Origin of the sequence: Mycobacterium parascrofulaceum ATCC BAA-614 (assembly GCF_000164135.1) — a bacterium.
Lineage (GTDB): Bacteria > Actinomycetota > Actinomycetes > Mycobacteriales > Mycobacteriaceae > Mycobacterium > Mycobacterium parascrofulaceum.
In genome coordinates this window covers 726038-744966 of record NZ_GG770554.1, presented here as the reverse complement: position 1 = coordinate 744966, position 18929 = coordinate 726038, and the positions used below count along the sequence as shown (strand labels likewise).

The 18929-nt window shown below is 70.1% G+C and carries 17 protein-coding genes; 10 read left to right on the top strand and 7 right to left on the bottom strand.

Going from position 1 to position 18929, the window contains the following annotated elements; translation table 11 throughout:
* Positions 1-253 precede the first annotated feature (253 nt).
* The gene (dapE, locus tag HMPREF0591_RS13535; RefSeq protein ID WP_007169137.1) at positions 254-1318 is read right to left on the bottom strand and encodes a succinyl-diaminopimelate desuccinylase; all 1065 of its coding nucleotides are present in this window, start codon (positions 1316-1318) and stop codon (positions 254-256) included.
* Positions 1319-1422: 104 nt separating this feature from the next.
* Here dapE and dapD point away from each other — a divergent pair, with 104 nt between their 5' ends.
* Positions 1423-2376, top strand: a complete 954-nt coding sequence (gene dapD / locus HMPREF0591_RS13530; protein WP_085981598.1) for a 2,3,4,5-tetrahydropyridine-2,6-dicarboxylate N-succinyltransferase — start codon at positions 1423-1425, stop codon at positions 2374-2376.
* Position 2377: 1 nt separating this feature from the next.
* Here the strand turns inward: dapD and HMPREF0591_RS13525 are convergent, their stop codons facing one another.
* The 5 genes from HMPREF0591_RS13525 to HMPREF0591_RS13505 all read right to left on the bottom strand — a co-directional run bounded on the left by HMPREF0591_RS13525 (position 2378) and on the right by HMPREF0591_RS13505 (position 9965).
* Complete coding sequence (locus tag HMPREF0591_RS13525; protein ID WP_040622493.1) at positions 2378-3658, bottom strand: MFS transporter; 1281 nt, start codon at positions 3656-3658, stop codon at positions 2378-2380.
* Between the two features lie 129 nt (positions 3659-3787).
* The gene (locus tag HMPREF0591_RS13520; RefSeq protein WP_007169134.1) at positions 3788-5209 is read right to left on the bottom strand and encodes an acyl-CoA synthetase; all 1422 of its coding nucleotides are present in this window, start codon (positions 5207-5209) and stop codon (positions 3788-3790) included.
* 28 nt (positions 5210-5237) lie between these two features.
* The gene (locus HMPREF0591_RS13515) at positions 5238-6146 is read right to left on the bottom strand and encodes an alpha/beta fold hydrolase (RefSeq protein WP_007169133.1); all 909 of its coding nucleotides are present in this window, start codon (positions 6144-6146) and stop codon (positions 5238-5240) included.
* Positions 6147-6192: 46 nt separating this feature from the next.
* Positions 6193-8499: a CaiB/BaiF CoA transferase family protein gene (locus HMPREF0591_RS13510; protein ID WP_007169132.1), complete on the bottom strand. Its 2307-nt coding sequence runs from the start codon at positions 8497-8499 to the stop codon at positions 6193-6195.
* On the bottom strand, positions 8496-9965 hold the full coding sequence (locus tag HMPREF0591_RS13505; RefSeq protein WP_040622808.1) for an aldehyde dehydrogenase family protein: 1470 nt from the start codon (positions 9963-9965) through the stop codon (positions 8496-8498). The genes HMPREF0591_RS13510 and HMPREF0591_RS13505 overlap by 4 nt, the downstream gene beginning before the upstream one ends.
* Positions 9966-10146: 181 nt before the next feature.
* Between HMPREF0591_RS13505 and HMPREF0591_RS13500 the strand changes: the two genes are divergently transcribed.
* The 9 genes from HMPREF0591_RS13500 to HMPREF0591_RS13460 are packed head-to-tail and all read left to right on the top strand — an operon-like array spanning position 10147 to position 17996.
* Positions 10147-11349 carry a cytochrome P450 gene (locus tag HMPREF0591_RS13500; protein WP_007169130.1) on the top strand — a complete coding sequence of 401 codons (1203 nt, stop codon included), beginning with the start codon at positions 10147-10149 and terminating at the stop codon, positions 11347-11349.
* 4 nt (positions 11350-11353) lie between these two features.
* Positions 11354-12541, top strand: coding sequence for an acyl-CoA dehydrogenase family protein (locus tag HMPREF0591_RS13495; RefSeq protein ID WP_007169129.1), 1188 nt, complete (start codon positions 11354-11356; stop codon positions 12539-12541).
* A gap of 26 nt (positions 12542-12567) precedes the next feature.
* Positions 12568-13113 (top strand): FAS1-like dehydratase domain-containing protein, encoded by a 546-nt coding sequence (locus tag HMPREF0591_RS13490; protein WP_007169128.1) that lies wholly within the window; start codon positions 12568-12570, stop codon positions 13111-13113.
* Entirely contained in the window at positions 13113-13511 is a 399-nt protein-coding gene (locus tag HMPREF0591_RS13485; RefSeq protein WP_007169127.1) for a Zn-ribbon domain-containing OB-fold protein, read from the top strand. Before HMPREF0591_RS13490 ends, HMPREF0591_RS13485 begins: the two co-directional genes overlap by 1 nt.
* Positions 13512-13521: 10 nt before the next feature.
* On the top strand, positions 13522-14691 hold the full coding sequence (locus HMPREF0591_RS13480) for an acyl-CoA dehydrogenase family protein (RefSeq protein ID WP_007169126.1): 1170 nt from the start codon (positions 13522-13524) through the stop codon (positions 14689-14691).
* Positions 14688-15143, top strand: a complete 456-nt coding sequence (locus tag HMPREF0591_RS13475; protein ID WP_007169125.1) for a MaoC family dehydratase — start codon at positions 14688-14690, stop codon at positions 15141-15143. Before HMPREF0591_RS13480 ends, HMPREF0591_RS13475 begins: the two co-directional genes overlap by 4 nt.
* Positions 15140-16309, top strand: a complete 1170-nt coding sequence (locus HMPREF0591_RS13470) for a lipid-transfer protein (protein ID WP_007169124.1) — start codon at positions 15140-15142, stop codon at positions 16307-16309. The genes HMPREF0591_RS13475 and HMPREF0591_RS13470 overlap by 4 nt, the downstream gene beginning before the upstream one ends.
* Before the next feature lie 11 nt (positions 16310-16320).
* A complete protein-coding gene (locus tag HMPREF0591_RS13465; RefSeq protein WP_007169123.1) occupies positions 16321-17391 on the top strand; it encodes a zinc-binding dehydrogenase in 1071 nt (356 codons plus the stop codon).
* Complete coding sequence (locus tag HMPREF0591_RS13460) at positions 17388-17996, top strand: TetR/AcrR family transcriptional regulator (protein WP_007169122.1); 609 nt, start codon at positions 17388-17390, stop codon at positions 17994-17996. The genes HMPREF0591_RS13465 and HMPREF0591_RS13460 overlap by 4 nt, the downstream gene beginning before the upstream one ends.
* Positions 17997-18132: 136 nt before the next feature.
* Here HMPREF0591_RS13460 and HMPREF0591_RS13455 read toward each other — a convergent pair.
* On the bottom strand, positions 18133-18929 hold a 797-nt coding region (locus HMPREF0591_RS13455), incomplete at its 5' end, for an MBL fold metallo-hydrolase (RefSeq protein WP_244268893.1).

Sequence of the window (18929 nt, the reverse complement as noted above, 5' to 3'; positions counted from 1 at the left end):
GGGCTGAACGCGATCGAGTTGGGGGCCGCGCGGCGTCACGCTTGCGTGCGTCACGCTGGCGTGACACTCGGCGCGCGGCGTCACGCTGGCGTGACGCTCGCCGACCACCCCACACGCGTCACGCTGGCGTGACACTCGCCGACCACCCCACACGCGTCACGCTGGCGTGACACTCGGCGCGCGGCGTCACGCTGGCGTGACACTCGGCGCGCGGCGTCACGCTGGCGTGACGCTCGGGGGCGAACGGGCGAAACTAGCCGCCCAAGTAGCCGCGCAGCATGGCCACCGCGGCGGTGATGTTGGCGACCGGGACGCTCTCGTCGCGCCGGTGCGCCAGGTTGGGGTCGCCGGGCCCGAAGTTGACCGCCGGGATACCCAGCGCGGCGAAACGCGCGACGTCGGTCCAGCCGTACTTCGCCCGCACCTGTCCCCCGGCGGCCTCGACCAGGGCCTTGGCGGCGGGCTGGGACAGCCCGGGCAGCGCGCCCGCGGCGGCGTCGGTCTGCTCGATGCGCACGTCGAGCCCGTCGAACACCTCGTGCACGTGCTGAAGCGCCGCGGTGACCGACCGGTCCGGGGCGAAGCGGAAGTTCACCGTCACCGCGGCCGCGTCGGGGATCACGTTGCCCGCGACGCCGCCGTCGATGCGCACCGCGGAGAGGCCCTCGCGGTACTCGCAACCGTCGATGTCCACGGTGCGCGCGCGGTAGGCGGCCAGCCGGTCCAGGACGGCGCCCAATTTGTGAATGGCGTTGTCCCCCAACCACGGCCGTGCCGAGTGGGCGCGCGTTCCGGCGGCGGAGATGACGACCCGCAGCGTGCCCTGGCAGCCGGCCTCGATGTAGCCGCCGGTGGGCTCGCCCAGGATGGCCACGTCGGCGGCCAGCCAGTCCGGCAACTCCCGCTCGATGCGGCCCAAACCGTTTGCGGCCGCTTCGATTTCCTCGCAGTCGTAGAACACCAGCGTCAGATCGTGGACGGGTTCGGCGACGGTGGCGGCCAGATGCAGGAAGACCGCGTCGCCCGATTTCATGTCGGCGGCGCCGCACCCGTACAGGTCGCCGCCCTCGCGGCGGCTGGGCAGGTTGCCGGCGACCGGGACGGTGTCCAGGTGCCCCGCCAGCAGCACCCGCGAGCGCCGCTCCGCCCGGGTGCGCGCCAGCACCGCATTGCCGTTGCGGACGATCTCGAAGACCGACGTCTGGGCGCGCAGCGCGGCCTCCACCTCGTCGGCCAGGCGCGCCTCGTCACGCGATTCGCTGGGGATGTCGACCAGCGCAGCGGTCAACTCGATCGGGTCCCCGCGCAAGTCCAGCACGGGTCCCAGGGTAATGGGTCGCCACCGCGCGGCGAGCAGACGCAAAATCGCACTGTCGGCCGCCTTGGGATGCGATTCTGCGTCTGCTCGGCGGCCCAAGTAACCTGACCGCCGTGACTGGAGGTGTAGGCATCGGGCTGGCGACGCTGGCCGCCGACGGATCGATTCTCGACACGTGGTTCCCCGCACCGGAACTGACCGAATCGGGCACCGGCGGGACGTCGCGCCTGGCCCTCTCGGATGTCCCGCCGGAGCTGGCCCCGCTGGTCGGCCGCGACGACGACCGGGGCACCGAGACCATCGCGGTGCGCACCGTCATCGGCTCGCTCGACGACGTGGCCGCCGACGCCTACGACGCCTACCTGCGGCTGCATCTGCTGTCGCATCGCTTGGTGGCGCCGCACGGGCTGAACGCCGGCGGCCTGTTCGGGGTATTGACCAATGTCGTCTGGACTAACCGCGGGCCGTGCGCGATCGACGGGTTCGAGGCGGTCCGCACGCGGCTGCGCCGGCACGGCCCGGTGACCGTCTACGGCATCGACAAGTTCCCCCGCATGGTCGACTACGTCGTGCCCACCGGGGTGCGCATCGCCGACGCCGACCGGGTGCGCCTGGGCGCCCACCTGGCGCCGGGGACGACCGTGATGCACGAGGGCTTCGTCAACTACAACGCCGGCACCCTGGGGGCGTCGATGGTCGAGGGCCGCATCTCGGCGGGCGTGGTGGTGGGCGACGGGTCGGACATCGGCGGCGGCGCCTCCATCATGGGCACGCTGTCCGGCGGCGGCACGGAGGTCATCTCGATCGGCAAGCGGTGCCTGCTCGGCGCGAACGCCGGCCTGGGCATCTCGCTGGGCGACGACTGCGTCGTCGAAGCCGGCCTGTACGTGACCGCAGGGACCAAGGTCGCCACGCCCGACGGCCAGGTGCTGAAGGCCTCGGAGCTGTCCGGCGGCAACAATCTGCTGTTTCGCCGCAATTCGGTCAGCGGGGCCGTCGAGGTGGTGGCCCGCGGCGGTCAGGGCATCGCCCTCAACGAGGACCTGCACGCCAACTGAGCTAGCCGCCGGCCCGGGCCTCGAACAGCGAAGCGGCCCCATTGGTTTCCGGCAGCAGATACGTGCAGGCCAGACTGATCAGGGCAAGAAGGCCCAGCATCAGGCCGATCGCCCAGCTGCCGTAGGTGGCGAGCAACGTGCCGGCCAGCAGCGGCGGCAACGCCCCACCGACCACGCCGGCCAGGTTCTGTGCCAGCGCCGAGGCGCTGTAGCGGTAGCGGGTCGCGAACAGTTCGGGCACGAATGCCGCCGTGGGTCCCGAGCCGATCGCGGTGAGGGCGAACATCCCCACGATCGCGACCACATACCAGGCGGGTTTGCCGGTGTCGATCAACGGGATCACCACGAACGACCACGCCAGGCACCCCGCCCAACCGAACAGCATGATGCGGCGGCGCCCGATCCGGTCGGACAGCGTGGCCGACAGCGCGACGCACGAGATGCTCACCAGCCCGACGACCGCGCCGACGGACCAGATGAAGCCGCGCGAATAGCCCAGGTGCGCATGCGCGTACATGACGAGATAGGTGTTGCCCATGTAGACGAAGCCGAATGCAGTCATCATGCTCCCGGCGGCCAGCGCGATCTCCCGGCGCTGCAGGCGCAGCGCCTCGGCGGTCGGCGCCTTGGGGATCAGGTTGTGCGCCTTCTCCTCGGCAAACACCGGGGTCTCCTCGATGTTGAGCCGCACGTACAGGGCGATCCCGATCAGCGCGGCACTGACCAGGAATGGAACGCGCCACCCCCACTGCAGGAACGCGGGGCTGTTCTCGCCGATCGTGACGTTCACGCCGAGAAAGGTCAGGCTGCTGAGCACCGCCGCGGTACCGCCACCGAGCAGGGTGAACATGCCGTAGCGGCCCCGTTTGCCGGTCGGCGCGTACTCGGCGCTCAGCAACGCCGAGCCCGCCCACTCGCCGCCGACGGCGAATCCCTGCAACAGCCGCAGGCCGACCAGGATCAGCGGGGCCGCCATCCCGATGGTCGCGGTGGTGGGCACGAGGCCCACGGTGACGGTGGAGACGGCCATGATCAGCAGCGTCGCGATCAGCGTCTTTTTCCGGCCCAGCCGATCCCCGAAGTAGCCGAAGACGGCCGCGCCGAGTGGCCGGGATAGGAAGGCGGCGGCAAAAGTTCCCATCGAGCCGATCATGGCCACCGTGGGGCTCAGGTGCGGGAAGAACACCGTGGGGAACACCAGCGCCGCCGCGGTCCCGTAGATCAGGAAGTCGTAGAACTCGATGGCCGAGCCGACGAGGCAGGCGGCGGCTATCCGGGACATGGGGGTGGGCGCGGGTGTCGCCACGGCCGTCGACAGTCGCTGCACGCCTACGACGGTAGGTGAAGCCGCACGGTCACGCCCGCCACGCCGGCTGGCAACTTGCTGCGTGTCCGCCCGCTTGTCCGCGGGTCAGCCGCCGGACAACAACTGCTTCTTGAGCACCTTGCCCATCGCGTTGCGCGGCAGCGCGTCTACCAGGCGCACCTCGCGGGGCCGCTTGTGCACCGAGAGCTCTTGGGCGACGTAATCGATCAGGCCATCGGCGTTCAACTCCGGCGCGCCGACCACGAACGCGACGATCCGCTGACCCAGGTCTTCGTCCGGCATGCCGACGACGGCGACCTCCCGCACCCCGGGGTGGCCGAGCAGCACCGTCTCGATTTCGCCGGCGCCGATCCGGTAGCCGCCCGACTTGATCAGGTCGACCGACTCCCGGCCCACGATGCGGTGCATGCCCGCGGCGTCGATCACCGCGACGTCTCCGGTGCGATACCAACCGTCGTCGTCGAACGCCGCGGCGGTGGCCTCCGGCCGGTTCAGATAGCCGTCGAACATCATCGGGCCCCGAACCTCAAGGCGCCCAACGGTTTCCCCGTCGTGCGGGACCGGGCCGCCGGCGTCGTCGAGCAGCCTGGTCTGCACGCCGGCGAGCGGCAGCCCCACCCAGCCCGGCCGGCGCTCGCCGTCCGCGCGGGTGGACACCGTGATCAGCGACTCGGAGGCGCCGTACCGCTCGATCGGCTGATGGCCGGTGAGCCGGGCCAGCCCGTCGAAGACCGGCACGGGCAGCGGCGCGCTCCCGGAGACCAGCAGCCGCGCGGGGCGCAGCGCCCGGGCGGCTGCCTCGTCGGCCACCACCCGCGACCACACCGTGGGGACGCCGAAAAACAGCGTGCCGCCCGCCTCGGAACAGGCCCGCGCGTAGCCCGCCGGGGTCGGTTTCCCGGTGTGCACGAAGCGATTTCCCATCCGCAGCGACCCGAGCAGGCCCAGCACCAGCCCGTGCACGTGAAACAGCGGCAGGCCGTGCACCAACACGTCGTCGGCCGTCCACTGCCAGGCCTGCGCCAGGGCGTCGAGGTCCGCGGCGATCGCGCGGCGGCTGAGCACCACGCCCTTGGGCAGCCCGGTGGTGCCGGAGGTGTAGATGATCATCGCGGTGGCGTGCGGCGGCGGCTCGGGGTAGCGGTGCCAGGATCGGGCGTGCAGCCGCACCGGGATGTGCGGCAGCCCCTCCGCCTCGTCCGGGACGGGGCCCAACCAGGCCTGCGCCGCCGAATCGGTGAGCATGTGCCGGCGTTCGGCGGCGCCGACGTCGGCGGGCACCGGGACGAAGGGGACGCCGGCGATGAGGCACCCGGTCACCGCGAGCACCGTCGCCGCCGTGGGCGTGGCCAGGATCGCGACCCGGTCCGCGCCGGCGACCCGCTCGGCCACCGACGTGGCGGCGCCGACCAGGTCGCTGCGGCTCAAGACGGCGCCGTCGATGCGTACCGCGTCGGGAACGTCGGTGGCGGTGACCGCCGCGGGATTCAGGGACGCCAGCAGCACGTCAGCAGGCTACCCGGCGGCCACCGCGTCAGTGCTGCTCGTCCCAGATCTTGGTCAGGGTGGACAGGATCTCCTCGCCGCGGCCCAGGCCGCCGAGGTGGCTTTCGCCCGGGAGCACGATGAGCTCGCAGTCGGGCAACAGGGACACGACGTGCTCGCCATGCGCGAACGGCACGATGTGGTCGCTGTCGCCGTGCCACCAGCGGACCGGGACCTTGACCTCGTCGAGGCGGAATCCCCAGTCCTGGGTGAACAGGATGATGTCGTTGAACGGGGCCGCCAGCTGCTTGCGGCTGCCGTTGAGCAGGTCGTCGAGGAACATGGCGCCGAACTCCGGCCGGGTCAGCAGGCGGCGGTCGCCCTCGGGCGATATCGCGGCATAGAGATACAGGGCGGGGTTGGCGACCGGGCGGATCATCCGGACCACCAGGCTGGCACCGATCCGCAGCGGGTCACCGCCCAGCCGCAGCAGCGGTGCCACCCGCTTGCCCAGGTTCATCAGGCCGCTGGTGATGCCCTCGTCACCGAGGAACGGCGCGACGCCGCCGAGCACGCCGAGCGCGACGACCCGGTCGGACAGCACCGCGGCGGACGCGAGCGCGTACGGGCCGCCGCCGGACAGGCCGATGACGGCCATCTTGTCGATGCCGAGCGTGTCCGCGATGGTGCGCAGGTCGTCGCCGAACGCGCGGATGTTCTGGTACCGGTGCGGCGTCGACGAGCCGATCCCCGGGCGGTCGAGGCCGATCAGCCGGATGTGGTGGTCCTCGGCGTAGACCCGCGCCTCGACCGGGATCTGTCGGCGGGCGCCCGGCGTGCCGTGCAGCCAGAACATCGCGCGCCCCTGCGGGTCGCCGAATTCGGCGAAGCCGATCTGGCGGTCCTCGCCGACGGCGACGTTTCCCTCGAGCTTGGGGCGGGCGATCTCGATGACCATGTCAGCAGCCTCGCATGTGACGGGCCGTTTACCAAAGGCTCACGGCTCAGGCGCCCAGCGGCCGCTCCCCGATGACCCGCCCGGCCCGCAGGCTCGCGATCTCGTCCGCGGACAGGCCCAGACCGGCAAGGACTTCGTCGTTGTGCTGGCCCAGCGTCGGCGGGGCGCTCCGGTGGTGGCCGGTAGGTCCGGGCGTGATGCGCAACGGCCAGCCGGGGTAGCGGTGTGGCCCGGTGATCGGATGGACGAACTCCTCGTAGTAGCCGCGCGCGTCGAGCTGCGCCCCGATCAGGTCACCGTCGTACATCCGCTCGCCGGTGACCACCTGCTCGGCCGGGATACCCTGCTCCTGCAGTGATTTCACGACCATGGCCGCGGTTTGGGTGCGGGTCCACCCGGCGACCAGCTCGTCGAACATGTCGTGGTCGAGCCGCCCGTCGTCGGGCAGCGACAGCGCCACCCACACGCCGTCCTCCGCGGTCGGGTAGACGCCCTGCAGGTAGCCGCGCCGCCGGTTGCCCCGGCGCGGGGACACGACGCCGGTCATCGAATACTCGATCACCGGTTCGGCGGCGACGCAGGCGGCGACCTTGATCTGCGCGATCTCGATGAGTTGGCCCTCCCCCGTGCGGCGCCGGTGTTCGAGCGCGGCCAGCAGCGCCACCGCCGCGTGTACCCCGACGATGGGGTCGGCGGGGCCCTGCGGGTTGCACGGCGGACCGTCGGGGTAGCCGGTGACCGCCGACATCCCCGAGGTCTGCTCGAAGTTCAGCGCCCAGCCGACGTAGTCGCGCCACGGGCCCCGCAGTCCGTATCCGGGCATGCGCACGGCGATCACGGCGGGGTTCAGCGCCGCCAGCGCGTCGTAGTCCAGGCCGAACTGCTCGACCACGCGGGGGGAGAAGTTCTCCACGACCACGTCGGCGTCGGCGGCCAGCCGCCGGGCGATGTCGAGGCCACGCTCCGAGGTCAGGTCGAGGGTGAGGTCGCGCTTGTTGAGGTTGGTGGCCTGCCAGATGGGGCTGCGCTCGTACCAGTCGTCGCCCTCGTAGGCGAAGGCGCCCGAGTAGCGGTGCCCGTCCGGCCGCTGGATCGACTCGACCTTGACGACGTCGGCCCCGAACGCACCCAGGTAGCAAGTCAGGTAGGCGCCGGCCCAAAACGTCGTCAGGTCGAGAACCTTCAGGCCGGAGAACGGCTGCGGCCCTTCGGTTGTGCCAAGCGATCGAGCGTCGGCCGCCCACCGCGCGGGCGGCATGCCGAGCTGAGGCGCCGGCCCGGGCCGTGCCACAGGCGTTTTGGAGAAGCGGAACGCCGGGCCTGGCCGCCGGAATGACCACCCCGGGCCACCGGCATGAACGAAGAACCCGCGCTCGGCGTATTGCGGACAGTCGAGCGCGGTAGCACCGTCGTTGACCGGGGAGGTCGGGATGCGCAGCGCCTGACCGAGTTCCACGATCTCGGCCACCGTCTGCCGGGCGAGCAACGGCTCGGCCTTGCCGAAGAACTCGTCACGTTCGGGCCCGCCCATCATGATCGCGATCTGGTGCTCGCCGTACTCGGGCAGCCCGAGCATCGCGCACGCGTCCAGCCAGTGCTGGCCCGTCAGGCAGTTGATGCCCACCCAGCCGTCGGCGGCCCGCACGACGCCCAGCATGGGGGCCGACCGCAGGTTCGGGGGCAGGCCAAGCATTTTCATCCGCTGCGCCATCAGCATCGGGTAGGGCAGCGTCGATAGCAGCGCCTCCAACTGCGAGACGTCGACCTCCCGCACCCGGCCGGCGGGCGGCAGCCGCAACGCGGTCAGGGCGCCCAGCACGCCGTAGGCGCCCGCGACGTACTCGCCGATGCGGGCGCCGACCTGAACCGGTGGCCGGTCGGGGTCCCGGGTGCTGACCCAGCCCGACGCCGCCTGCAGCGTCAAGGGTGTGGCGGACCGCTGACGCCACGGTCCGCGACGACCGAAGGCGGAGATGCGCAGCAGCACCAGGTTCGGGTTCAGCCCGCCCAGGGCGTCGGCGCCCAGGCCCCAGGCTTCCAGTGTTCCCGGTGCGAGGTCCTCGACGAGCACGTGCGCCCCCGCGATGAGCTCGCGCGCGGCCGCGAGGTCGTCCGGCCGCTCCAGATCGATTGTGGTGCCGCGCTTTCCAGCGTTTAGGTAGTGAAACAGCCCGCCGCGCTCCGGGTCGGCCATCCCGCCGGGGAAGGGGCCCCAGCGGCGCAGCGGGTCCCCGGCGGGCGCCTCGATCTTGGTGACCTCGGCGCCGAGGTCGACGAAGAGCTTTGCGGCGTAAGGACCTGAGATCTCGGTGGCGATTTCGACGACGTGGAGCCCGGCGAGGGGTCCCGTCATGCCGGGATCCCGATGGCCTTCACCTCCATGTACTGGTGCAGTCCGGTGATTCCGCCGCTCTCCCGGCCGAACCCGCTCAGTTTGAAACCACCGAAAGGCGCATCGCCCGGCCCGATGCCGTTGACGGCAACCTGGCCCGTGCGCATGCGCCGGGCGATCCCGACGGCCCGGTCGACGTCGCTGCCCCACACGGCGCCGGACAGCCCGTAGCACGAGTTGTTCGCGATCGCGACGGCGTCCTCGTCGTCGCGGTACCGGAGCACCGACAGGACGGGGCCGAACACCTCCTCCTGCGCGATCGTCGAATCCGGTTGCACGCCAGTGAGAATCGTCGGTTCGAAATAGAAACCGACGTCCAAGCCGGCCGGGCGCCCACCGCCGGTCGCCAGCTTGGCTCCGTCGTTGACCGCACCGTCGACGTGTGCCTGCACGCGGTCGCGTTGCGCCGCGCTGATGAGTGGCCCCATCTGAACCGCCGGGTCCTGGGGGTCGCCGACCTTGACGCCGCGGGCCAGCGCGACCAGCCGGTCGACGACGTCGTCGTGCAACGAATCGGGCAGCAGCAGCCGGCTGTGCAGGATGCAGGCCTGCCCGGCGTGCAGGGAACAGCAGTCGAACAGCATCTGCCGCAGCATCTCGTCGGTCACCTGCGTGTCGTCGAGGATGATGCTGGCCGACTTGCCGCCGCACTCCAGCAACAGCCGCTTCATCGCGTCGCCCGCCGCGCGCATGACCTCACACCCGACGGCCGAGCTGCCGGTGAAGCTGATCATGTCGATGCGCGGATCAGTCGTGAGCAGTTTGGCGGCCTCGAGCCCCGACGGGGTGACGACGTTGACCACGCCCGGCGGGATGTCGGTCTCCTCGTCGATGATGCGCGCGAGCGCGAGCCCGGCCAGCGGGGTCAGCGGTGAAGGCTTGAGCACGACCGTGTTTCCCGCGGCCAGCGCGTTGTTCACCTTCATCACGTTGAGGCAGTGCGGAAAGTTCCACGGGGTCAGGATCGACACGACACCGAGGGGTTCGCGCCGCAGCAACGTCGTTCCGGCGCCGATCCCGGTCACCGGCTCGTCGACCAGCTTCGTCGCGAGCTGGGCGGCATGCATCGACATGTAGCCGGCGCCGTCGATCTGCATCATGCGCTCGTTGGTGACGCAGCCCCACTCGACCTGTGACAGCGCGAAGATCTCGTCGGCGTGCTTGAGCAGCGCCTCACCGAGCTGATTGAGGCAGCCCGCCCGGCCCTCGGGGCCCAGGCGCCCCCACGGCCCGCCGTCGAACGCCCGGCGCGCGGCGTCGATCGCCGCGCCGACCTGGGCCACGCTCGCGTCGGGCGCGGTGCCGATGGACTGCTCGGTGGCCGGGTTGACGTCCTCGTAGCGACCGTCCTCCGGCTCGACCCATCTGCCGTCGATGTAGAGCTGGTAGGTGTCGACAAGAGATCGTGGAGTGTGCAGCTCGGTCATGCGCTTCCTCACCCGAACGTCGGTCATCTAACCACTTGGTGTACACCCCTGCCCCCGTGCCGTCAATCACCAAATGCACGAATTGCACGCGATTTCCCGCCTTGCCGCGGTATTGACAGGAACATGCGGCGCGGGGTAGACACAAGGCCGCAAGACACATTGCGTCAATGTGTCGGATCGCATGTTCAGGGAGGCCGCCGTGCGGACCACTTTGCCCGCTGCCCTGTTGCACTCCCCCGACTTCTATGCCGGCGATCCGTACCCGGCGTACCGCGAGCTGCGCGCGACGGCGCCGGTGTGCTGGAACGAGGTCACCCACTTCTGGGCGCTGCTGAAGTACGAGGACATCCGCTTCGTGTCGGCCAACCCGGCCAGGTTCACTTCCACCCGGGGCATCACCATTCCGGACCCGCAGATGGGGGACGCGGTGCAGGAGGGCAACCTGATCTTCACCGACCCGCCACGGCATCGGCAGCTGCGCAAGCTGATCAACTCCGGTTTCACCCGGCGGCGGGTGGCGTTGCTGGAGCCGAAGATTCGCGAGATCGTACGGGGAATTCTCGACGGCATCCAACCCGATTCGGTGCACGAGTTCGCCGACGAGATCGCCGCCCCGCTGCCCACCCGGATGATCGCCGAACTGATCGGCGCCCCGCCCGACGACTGGGAGCAGTTCCGCGCGTGGTCGGACGCCGCCACCGGGACGGCCGACCCGGAGATCGAGCTCGACCCGCTGGTCGCCATGGGCCAGCTCTACGAATACTTCCAGAAGCTGATCGCCGCCCGGCGCGTGGACGCGCGCGACGACCTGTTGTCGGTGCTGGCGGGCGCGGAGATCGACGGCGTTCGGCTGACCGACGAAGACCTGCTCAACTTCGCCTACCTGCTGCTGGTCGCCGGCAACGAAACCACCCGCAACCTGATCGCGCTGGGCACGCTGGCGCTGATCGCCCACCCCGACCAATGCCGCCTGCTGGTCGAGGATCCCGCCTTGATCCCGGGCGCCGTCGAGGAAATGCTGCGCTGGACCAGCCCCGTCGTGCACATGGCGCGCACCGCGACCACCGATGTCGAGATCCGCGGCCAGCGGATCGCCGCGGGCGACGTGGTGGTGATGCTCTACGGGTCCGCCAACCGCGACGAGGACATCTTCGGCGCCGACTCCGAGGAGTTCAAGGTGACCCGGCATCCCAACCCGCACATCGCGTTCGGGTGCGGTGAACACTCGTGTGTCGGTGCGCAATTGGCCCGGCTGGAGGCGTCCGTGATGTTCGACGAGCTGCTGCGCCGCTTCCCCAAGATCGAGCTGGTCGGCGCGGTGGACCGGATGCGCGCCACCATGGTGCCCGGGGTCAAGCGCATGCCGGTGCGGCTGGGGGCCTGAACCAATGGATTTGGAGTACTCGCCCGAACAGGAGCGGCTGCGCGCCGAGATCCGCGCGACCCTGGAGCGGGTGATGACGCCCGAGCGCAGGGCCGCGGTCGACGAACGCATGGAGGGCGGTCCCGCGGTGCGCGAGTGCGTGCGCGCGCTGGCCGCCGCGAACCTGCTCGGCGTGGGCTGGCCCAAAGAGTACGGGGGACGCGGCTTCTCGGCGATCGAGCAGTTCATCTTCTCCGAGGAGGCGCGGCGCGTCAACGCCCCGGTCCCCCTGGTCACGCTCAACACGGTCGGGCCGACGCTGATGCAGTGCGGCACCGAAGAGCAGAAGCGGAAGTTTTTGCCCGCGATCCTGGACGGCAGCGTCGAATTCGCGATCGGCTACTCCGAGCCCGGGGCGGGAAGCGACCTGGCATCGGTGCGCACCACCGCGGTCCGCGACGGCGACGAATACGTCATCAACGGCCAGAAGATGTTCACCAGCGGCGCGGCGTACGCCGACTACATCTGGCTGGCCGCCCGTACCGATCCGGATGCCAAGAAGCACAAGGGGATTTCCATCCTGATGGTGCCCACCTCGTCGCCCGGGTTCTCCTGGCAGCCGCTGCACACCATGCCGGGCATCTCCACCTTCTACACGTTCTACGACGACGTGCGGGTCCCGGCCAGCGCGCTGGTCGGCGGGGAGAACCAGGGCTGGCAGTTGATCACCACTCAGCTGAACTTCGAGCGGGCGGCGCTGGGCAATCTGGGTGCGCTGGAGCCGCTGTTCGAGCGGACGCTGCAGTGGGCCACCGACACCGAACTGGACGGCCGCCGCGTGATCGACCAGCCGTGGGCGCAGCTCGCGCTGGCCCGGGTCGAGGCCCAGGTCGCCGCCTACAAGCTGGTCAACCTGCGAGTCAACGCCGCGATGACCAAGGGGGTGCTGTCCATGGGGGAAGCCTCGGCGGCCAAGGTGTTCGGCACCGAGCTGACCCAGCAGGTCGCCCGCCAGCTGCTCGAAGTGCTCGACCGCAACGGCGTGCGCCGCGGTGCGGACGCGCCACTGAGGGGCGCGCTGGAATCCGCGTATCGTCAGGCGGTCATCAACACCTTCGGCGGCGGGGCCAACGAGATCCAGCGTGACATCATCGCCATGGCGGGACTGGGCATGCCGCGGGCCCCGCGTGACCTTCGCGCCACCGCAACATAGACCGCAACGTAGGAGGAAAGCCTGAAGTGACCGACTCAGAAACCGTCAGCGCCAACGTGCGAGCCCTCGTCGGCCAGCTGACCGGCGGCACCGGCAAGCCCTCGCTGGCCCCGGATCCGGTCAACCAGCCGATGATCCGGCACTGGGCGTACGCGATGGCCGACATGAACCCGGTCTACCTCGACCCGGAGTTCGCCGAGAAGTCGCGGTTCGGCGGCATCGTGTCGCCCCCGGTCATGCTGCAGACCTGGACGATGCCGTCGCCGATCCTGGAGGGCATCGGGGAACGCGGTGGTGCCCCCGTCGAAATCAAAAGCAACCCAACGGCCTTCCTCGACGAGGCCGGCTACACCAGCACGGTGGCGACCAACTCGGAATTCGAGATCGAGCGCTACCCGCGCCTCGGCGACGTCATCAGCGCGACGACGGTGTACGAATCGGTCTCCGAGGAAAAGAAGACGGCGCTGGGAACCGGCTTCTTCCTGACCTGGCTGACGACCTACACCGACCAGAACGGCGAGGTCCTGGGCAGGCAGCGGTTCCGGGTGCTGCGGTTCAGGCCGGAGCGCTGATGGCCGCCCGACTGGCGCCGGCCATCACGAAGGATACCGAATTCTTCTGGAACGGGTTGCGGGACAACAAGCTTCTGATTCAGCGCTGCGGCGGCTGCGGGCGCCTGCGTCACCCGCCGCGTCCGATGTGCCCGCACTGCCGTTCCCTGGATTGGGACACCGTCGAGTCGTCGGGCCGCGGCACCGTCTACAGCTACGTGATGCCGCACGAGCCGAAGTTTCCGTTCTTCGAGTATCCCTACGTCGTCGTGCTGGTCGAGCTCGCGGAGGGCGTGCGGCTGGTGTCCAATCTGACCGGCATCGACCCGGCCGACGTGACAACCGGAATGCCGGTCGAGGTCTACTACCAGGGTTTCGATGACGACCTGGTGCTGCACCAGTTCCGGCCGGCCGGCTAGGCGGGCGCCCATGGACTTCGCCTTCACCGAGGAACAGGAGACCATCTCCAAGCTCGCGCGCGACCTCTTCGAGCACCGGGCCACACCCGAGCGGCTGACCGAGCTGGAAGCCGGCGACGTTCGCTTCGACGACGCACTGTGGCGGGAGTTGGCGGCCGCCGACCTGCTCGGCACCGCGCTGCCGGAGCCGGTGGGCGGTAACGGCGGTGGCTTCGTCGAGCTCGGGGTGCTGCTGGCCGAGGTCGGCCGGGCGGTCGCGCCGGTGCCGGCCTACGCGACGCTCGCGCTGGGGGCCGACCCCATCGCGCGGCACGGCAATGACGAACAGCGGCAACGCTTCCTGCCGGGGGTCGCCACCGGAGACCGCATCCTGACCGCCGGCCTGGCCGAGCCGGGCCGTTCCGGTCTGACGGCTCCGGCGACCACCGCGCGCCGGGACGGCGGTCAATGGCGGCTCGACGGCGCCAAGGAGCTGGTGCCCGCCGCCCAGCTCGCCGACACCGTGCTGATCCCCGCCTCGATGGAGGACGGGGAGGTCGGCCTGTTCCTGCTGGCGGCCGACGCGCGCGGCGTCGAGATCCGGCCCGCGGCGACCACCAACCGTGAACCCCACGCCGACGTATACCTCGATGGCGCAGCGGTTTCCGACGCCGACCGGCTGATCGGTCCGGACCTGGCCGAGTCGCTGCACACCCGCGCGCTGGTCGCGCTGTGCGCCGTCCAGCTCGGCGTCGCGGAGCGAGCCCTGCGGATCGCGGCCGAATACACCACCGGCCGCGAGCAATTCGGCCGGCCCATCGGCAGCTTCCAGGCCGTGCAGCAGCGCATGGCCGACGCCTACATCGACGTCGAGGCGATCCGGTGGACCACGTGGCACGCGGCCTGGCTGATCGCGCACGGGCGGCCCTTGACAGAGGCCGGCCGCGCCGCCCGCATCGCCAAGTTCTGGGCCGCCGAGGCCGGCGCCCGCGTCGCCGCCACCGCCCAACACGTCCACGGCGGCATCGGGATCGACACCACCTATCCCCTGCACCGCTATTTCCTGTGGGCCAAGCACAACGAGCTGACCCTCGGCCCCGCCACGGTTCAACTGGCCCAGCTCGGCGCAACATATGGCGCAACATATGGCGCAACGTATGGCGCAACGTATGGCGCAACATATCCGGAAGGACTGCCATGACCACCACCGAGAGCCGCACCACCACGCTGCGCTGGGCCGACATCTCCGTCGGCGACCAGGTCACCCCGCTCGACGTCCCCATCACCACCACGATGATCGTCGCCGGGGCGATCGCCACCCGCGACTTCATGCCCGTGCACCACGACCGCGACTACGCCAAAAAGCAGGGCTCGCCCAACCTGTTCATGAACATCCTCACCACCAACGGCTACTGCGTGCGGTTCCTCACCGACTGGGCCGGCCCGGAGGCGATGGTCAAGAAGTTGTCGATTCGCCTTGGGGTGCCGTGCTTTCCGGACGATCCGCTGCGCTTCACCGGCAGCGTCACCGGGAAGAGCGAGGGCACCGGCGGCGAGAACTTCGTCGAGGTCACCTTCACGGGGGCCAACAGCCTGGGCGACCACGTCTCGGGGACCGCGATCCTCAGCCTGCTCGACGAGGCGGGCGCATGAACCACTCGCTGCCCGGCGCCGCCGCCATCGTCGGCATCGGCCAGACCGAGTTCTCCAAGGAATCCGGCCGCAGCGAACTGCAGTTGGCGTGCGAGGCGGTCAGCGCCGCGCTCGACGACGCCGGCCTGGCGCCGGGCGACGTCGACGGCATGGTCACCTTCACGATGGACTCCAGCGACGAGATCGACATCGCCCGCAATGTCGGCATCGGCGACCTGAGCTTCTTCTCCCGCGTGCACCACGGCGGCGGTGCCGCCGCCGGCACCGTCGTGCACGCCGCGATGGCCGTCGCGACGGGCGTCGCCGACGTGGTGGTGTGCTGGCGCGCCTTCAACGAACGCTCCGGCTTCCGGTTCGGCGGCAGCGGCCGCAGCATGGCGGAAACCCCCTTGTTCATGGCGCATTACGCGCCGTTCGGATTGCTCACCCCCGCGGCGTGGGTCGCGATGCACGCCCAGCGCTACATGTCGACCTATGGGGTGACCAACGAGGACTTCGGCCGGATCGCCGTCGTCGACCGCGCGCACGCCGCGAAGAATCCCGACGCGTGGTTCTACCAGCGCCCGATCACGCTCGAGGATCACCAGAACTCCCGCTGGATCGTCGAACCCGTGCTGCGGCTGCTGGATTGCTGCCAGGAAAGCGACGGCGGGGTCGCGCTGGTGGTCACCAGCGCCGAACGCGCCCGCGACCTCCGGCAGCCGCCGGCCGTCATCACCGCCGCGGCCCAGGGTGCTGCGGCCAACGGCGAGATGATGACCAGCTACTACCGCGACGACATCACCGGCCTGCCCGAGATGGGCGTGGTGGCCGAGCGGCTGTGGCGCGACTCGGGCCTCAAGCCGCAGGACATCCAAACCGCCTTCATCTACGACCATTTCACGCCGTTCGTGTTCACCCAGCTCGAGGAGCTCGGGTTCTGCGGGCGCGGCGAGGCGAAGGATTTCGCCACGGTCGAGCGGCTGTCGCTGGGTGGGGAATTTCCGATCAACACCAACGGCGGCCTGCTCGGCGAGGCCTACATCCACGGGATGAACGGCATCACCGAGGGGGTGCGCCAGGTGCGAGGGACGTCGTACAACCAGGTGGACAACGTGGAACACGTGTTGGTCACGTCGGGCACCGGGGTGCCCACCAGCGGGTTGATTCTCGCGCCCGCCGACTGAGGGGGATCACCATGCCCAAGCTCGCGCTGCTGACCGCCCACGGCGGGCTCATCGAGCTGGCCGAATTCCCGTTGTCCACCCCGGCGCCGGGGACGGCGGCGCTGCGGCTGCGGATGGCCGGCATCTGCGGATCCGACCTGCACATCTTCCGCGGCGAGCTGCCGTTGCCGTGCCCGTTCGCCATGGGCCACGAAATGGTCGGCGAGATCGCCGAGCTCGGTGCCGGCCTGACCGCCGACGCGACCGGCAAGCCGCTGGCCGTCGGCGATCGCGTGGTCACCCCATACTTCTGGTTCTGCGGTCAATGCCACGCGTGCGCGCGGGGGCGGTCGCATGCGTGCCAGAACCTGATGGCCGGCGAGTACCGCACGCACGACCAGGAGCCGCACTTCGTCGCCGCCTACGGGGAGTACTACTACACCAGCCGGCGGCAGCCGCTGTACAAGGTGCCCGACGACCTGCCCGACGCGGCCGTCGCCCCACTGAACTGTGCGCTGGCGCAGGTGCTGTTCGCGCTGCGCGATGTGCGCCTCGGCGACACCGTGGTCATCCAGGGTGCCGGCGGGCTGGGCATCAACGCCGCCGCCGTGGCCCGCACGGCGGGGGCCGCCGAGGTGATCGTCATCGACAAGATCGCCGGGAGACTCGACGTCGCAGCCGATTTCGGTGCCACCCAATGCATCGACGCCAGCGGCATCTCGACCGCGGAGGTCACCGAACGGGTGCGCGCGCGCACCGACGGCATCGGCGCCGACTGGGTGCTCGAGGTCGTCGGCGTGCCGGGCGTCATCCCGGACGGAATCGGGTTCCTCAACAACGGCGGCACGCTTCTCGAGGTCGGCAACGTCGGCATGGGGCGGACCTTCGAGCTCGATCCGAGCGCGCTGGTCTACGGCAACAAGTCCGTGCGCGGCGTCATGTTCTATGAACCCGTCACGCTGGCGATCGGGCTGAACTTCCTGCAGCGCACCAACTTCCCGTTCGAGCGGCTGATGCCCGAGCCGTTCCACCTGGCCGACGTCAACGCCGCCTTCGCGTCGGCCGACGCCGGTCTGGTGCCACGAGGCGCGCTGGTCCCGTGACGGCTCAACCGGCCCAGGCCACCGATACCCGCGAACTCATCGTCGAGTCCGCGTTCACCTGCTTCGGCAGACAGGGGTTGGACAAGGCGACGATCGTCGACATCGCCAAAGAAGCCGGCGTTTCCCGCAGCACTTTCTACGAGTACTTTTCCGACAAGGGCGCCATCATCGAAGCCTGCGCCGAACACGCCTCCGAGCGGTTCTACCGCGAGATGTCGCGGGCCATGGACCGGGGCGGCTCGCTCGAGGACAAGCTAAGCCAGGCGGCCGTGTTCGTGACCCAGGCCCGGCGGTCGATCGCGTCGGAGAAGTACTTCGACGAGGATGCGGTCAGCCTGTTGCTGACCAAGGACGCCGCGGTACTGCTGCGGGAATGCGTCGATTTCTTCAAGCCTTACCTGTCGGCGGCGCGGCTGACCGGCGAGGTGCGCAAAGACCTCGACGCCGAGGCCGCCGCGGAATGGTTTGCACGCATACTGTTTTCGCTCTTCAGCACTCCCTCGTCGATCCGTGACCTGGGCGATCCCGACGTGGCGGCCGAGTTCGTGCGCGCGCATGTGGTGCGCGGCTTCGCCGGCGAGCGGCCGCGGCCGCGTCGCGGCTGAGGTTCACGCTTCGCCCGGGAAGCTTCGCCCGTCGCGGGTGAATCGTGGGCTTCGCGCGTGCGCCCAGGGCGGGATCCGCGGATTTTCGTCACCATGGGCTCACACGCAAAGCCCTGGGCGCACACCAGGCCGCTTTTCAACGCCGCTGGCCCGACCAGACCGTTTCTCGGGCATGAACGGGCCGGCCATGGCCGGGCAACAGGTGTGCGACCGGTAGTGCTTCGAGACGCCTACGGGTGGCGGCGGCGCTGGCCGGGTCGACGATTTCCGGTGTATGCCATACCTTGCCGCGGACCGTCAGTACGGCGTCGCCGGACAGCAGCGTCCTTGTCGTCGGGTTCCACAGCGCGATGCTGTCATCGGTGTGTCCGGCCGCGTCGACGACGATCCAATCCGGCGCGGCGGGAAGCGCCTGCCCGTCAGCCAGCCCGCCGCCGGGCGGCGGACCGGTCCAGCGCATGCCCGCCGGCGTACCGTATCCCGCCACCCGGGCGCCACCGAGGAACCCGCTGACGCCGACACGGTCGAGCGGCTGATCCGTCAGAGTGGGCCAGATGCTCGCGGCCCGACCCAGGGTCGGCGTCCGCGGCTTCGCTCCGCCGAGATAGGTAAGGGTTAGGGCGGGCAACCAGATTGGCGCGGGATGCCGGGCGGTCAGTTCCGCCGCTCCGGCGACATGATCGCTGTGTCCATGCGTCGCGACCACGGCGTGCAGGCTGCCACCGACGCGACCCAAAACGGCCTCCAGATCGCTAACGACCCGCGGCAACCCGGCGTCGACAACCACCGCGCCGTCACCGCCGTGCAGGACGTAACAGTTGAAGACCCAGCGCGAAACCCGGGTGATGCCGAGATCGGGCATCTCCTCAACGATCAAGCTCATGGCCGAAACAGTATGTCTGAAGACGGTGCCGGCCAATAGCAACGGCACAT

Coding starts and splice junctions, on each gene's coding strand:
- HMPREF0591_RS13525 (WP_040622493.1), bottom strand. CDS start 3,658: ATGTCCCGGATAGCCGCCGCCTGCCTCGTCGGCTCGGCCATCGAGTTC.
- HMPREF0591_RS13515 (WP_007169133.1), bottom strand. CDS start 6,146: ATGGTCATCGAGATCGCCCGCCCCAAGCTCGAGGGAAACGTCGCCGTC.
- HMPREF0591_RS13510 (WP_007169132.1), bottom strand. CDS start 8,499: ATGACGGGACCCCTCGCCGGGCTCCACGTCGTCGAAATCGCCACCGAG.
- HMPREF0591_RS13505 (WP_040622808.1), bottom strand. CDS start 9,965: ATGACCGAGCTGCACACTCCACGATCTCTTGTCGACACCTACCAGCTC.
- HMPREF0591_RS13500 (WP_007169130.1), top strand. CDS start 10,147: ATGTTCAGGGAGGCCGCCGTGCGGACCACTTTGCCCGCTGCCCTGTTG.
- HMPREF0591_RS13495 (WP_007169129.1), top strand. CDS start 11,354: ATGGATTTGGAGTACTCGCCCGAACAGGAGCGGCTGCGCGCCGAGATC.
- HMPREF0591_RS13485 (WP_007169127.1), top strand. CDS start 13,113: ATGGCCGCCCGACTGGCGCCGGCCATCACGAAGGATACCGAATTCTTC.
- HMPREF0591_RS13480 (WP_007169126.1), top strand. CDS start 13,522: ATGGACTTCGCCTTCACCGAGGAACAGGAGACCATCTCCAAGCTCGCG.
- HMPREF0591_RS13475 (WP_007169125.1), top strand. CDS start 14,688: ATGACCACCACCGAGAGCCGCACCACCACGCTGCGCTGGGCCGACATC.
- HMPREF0591_RS13470 (WP_007169124.1), top strand. CDS start 15,140: ATGAACCACTCGCTGCCCGGCGCCGCCGCCATCGTCGGCATCGGCCAG.
- HMPREF0591_RS13465 (WP_007169123.1), top strand. CDS start 16,321: ATGCCCAAGCTCGCGCTGCTGACCGCCCACGGCGGGCTCATCGAGCTG.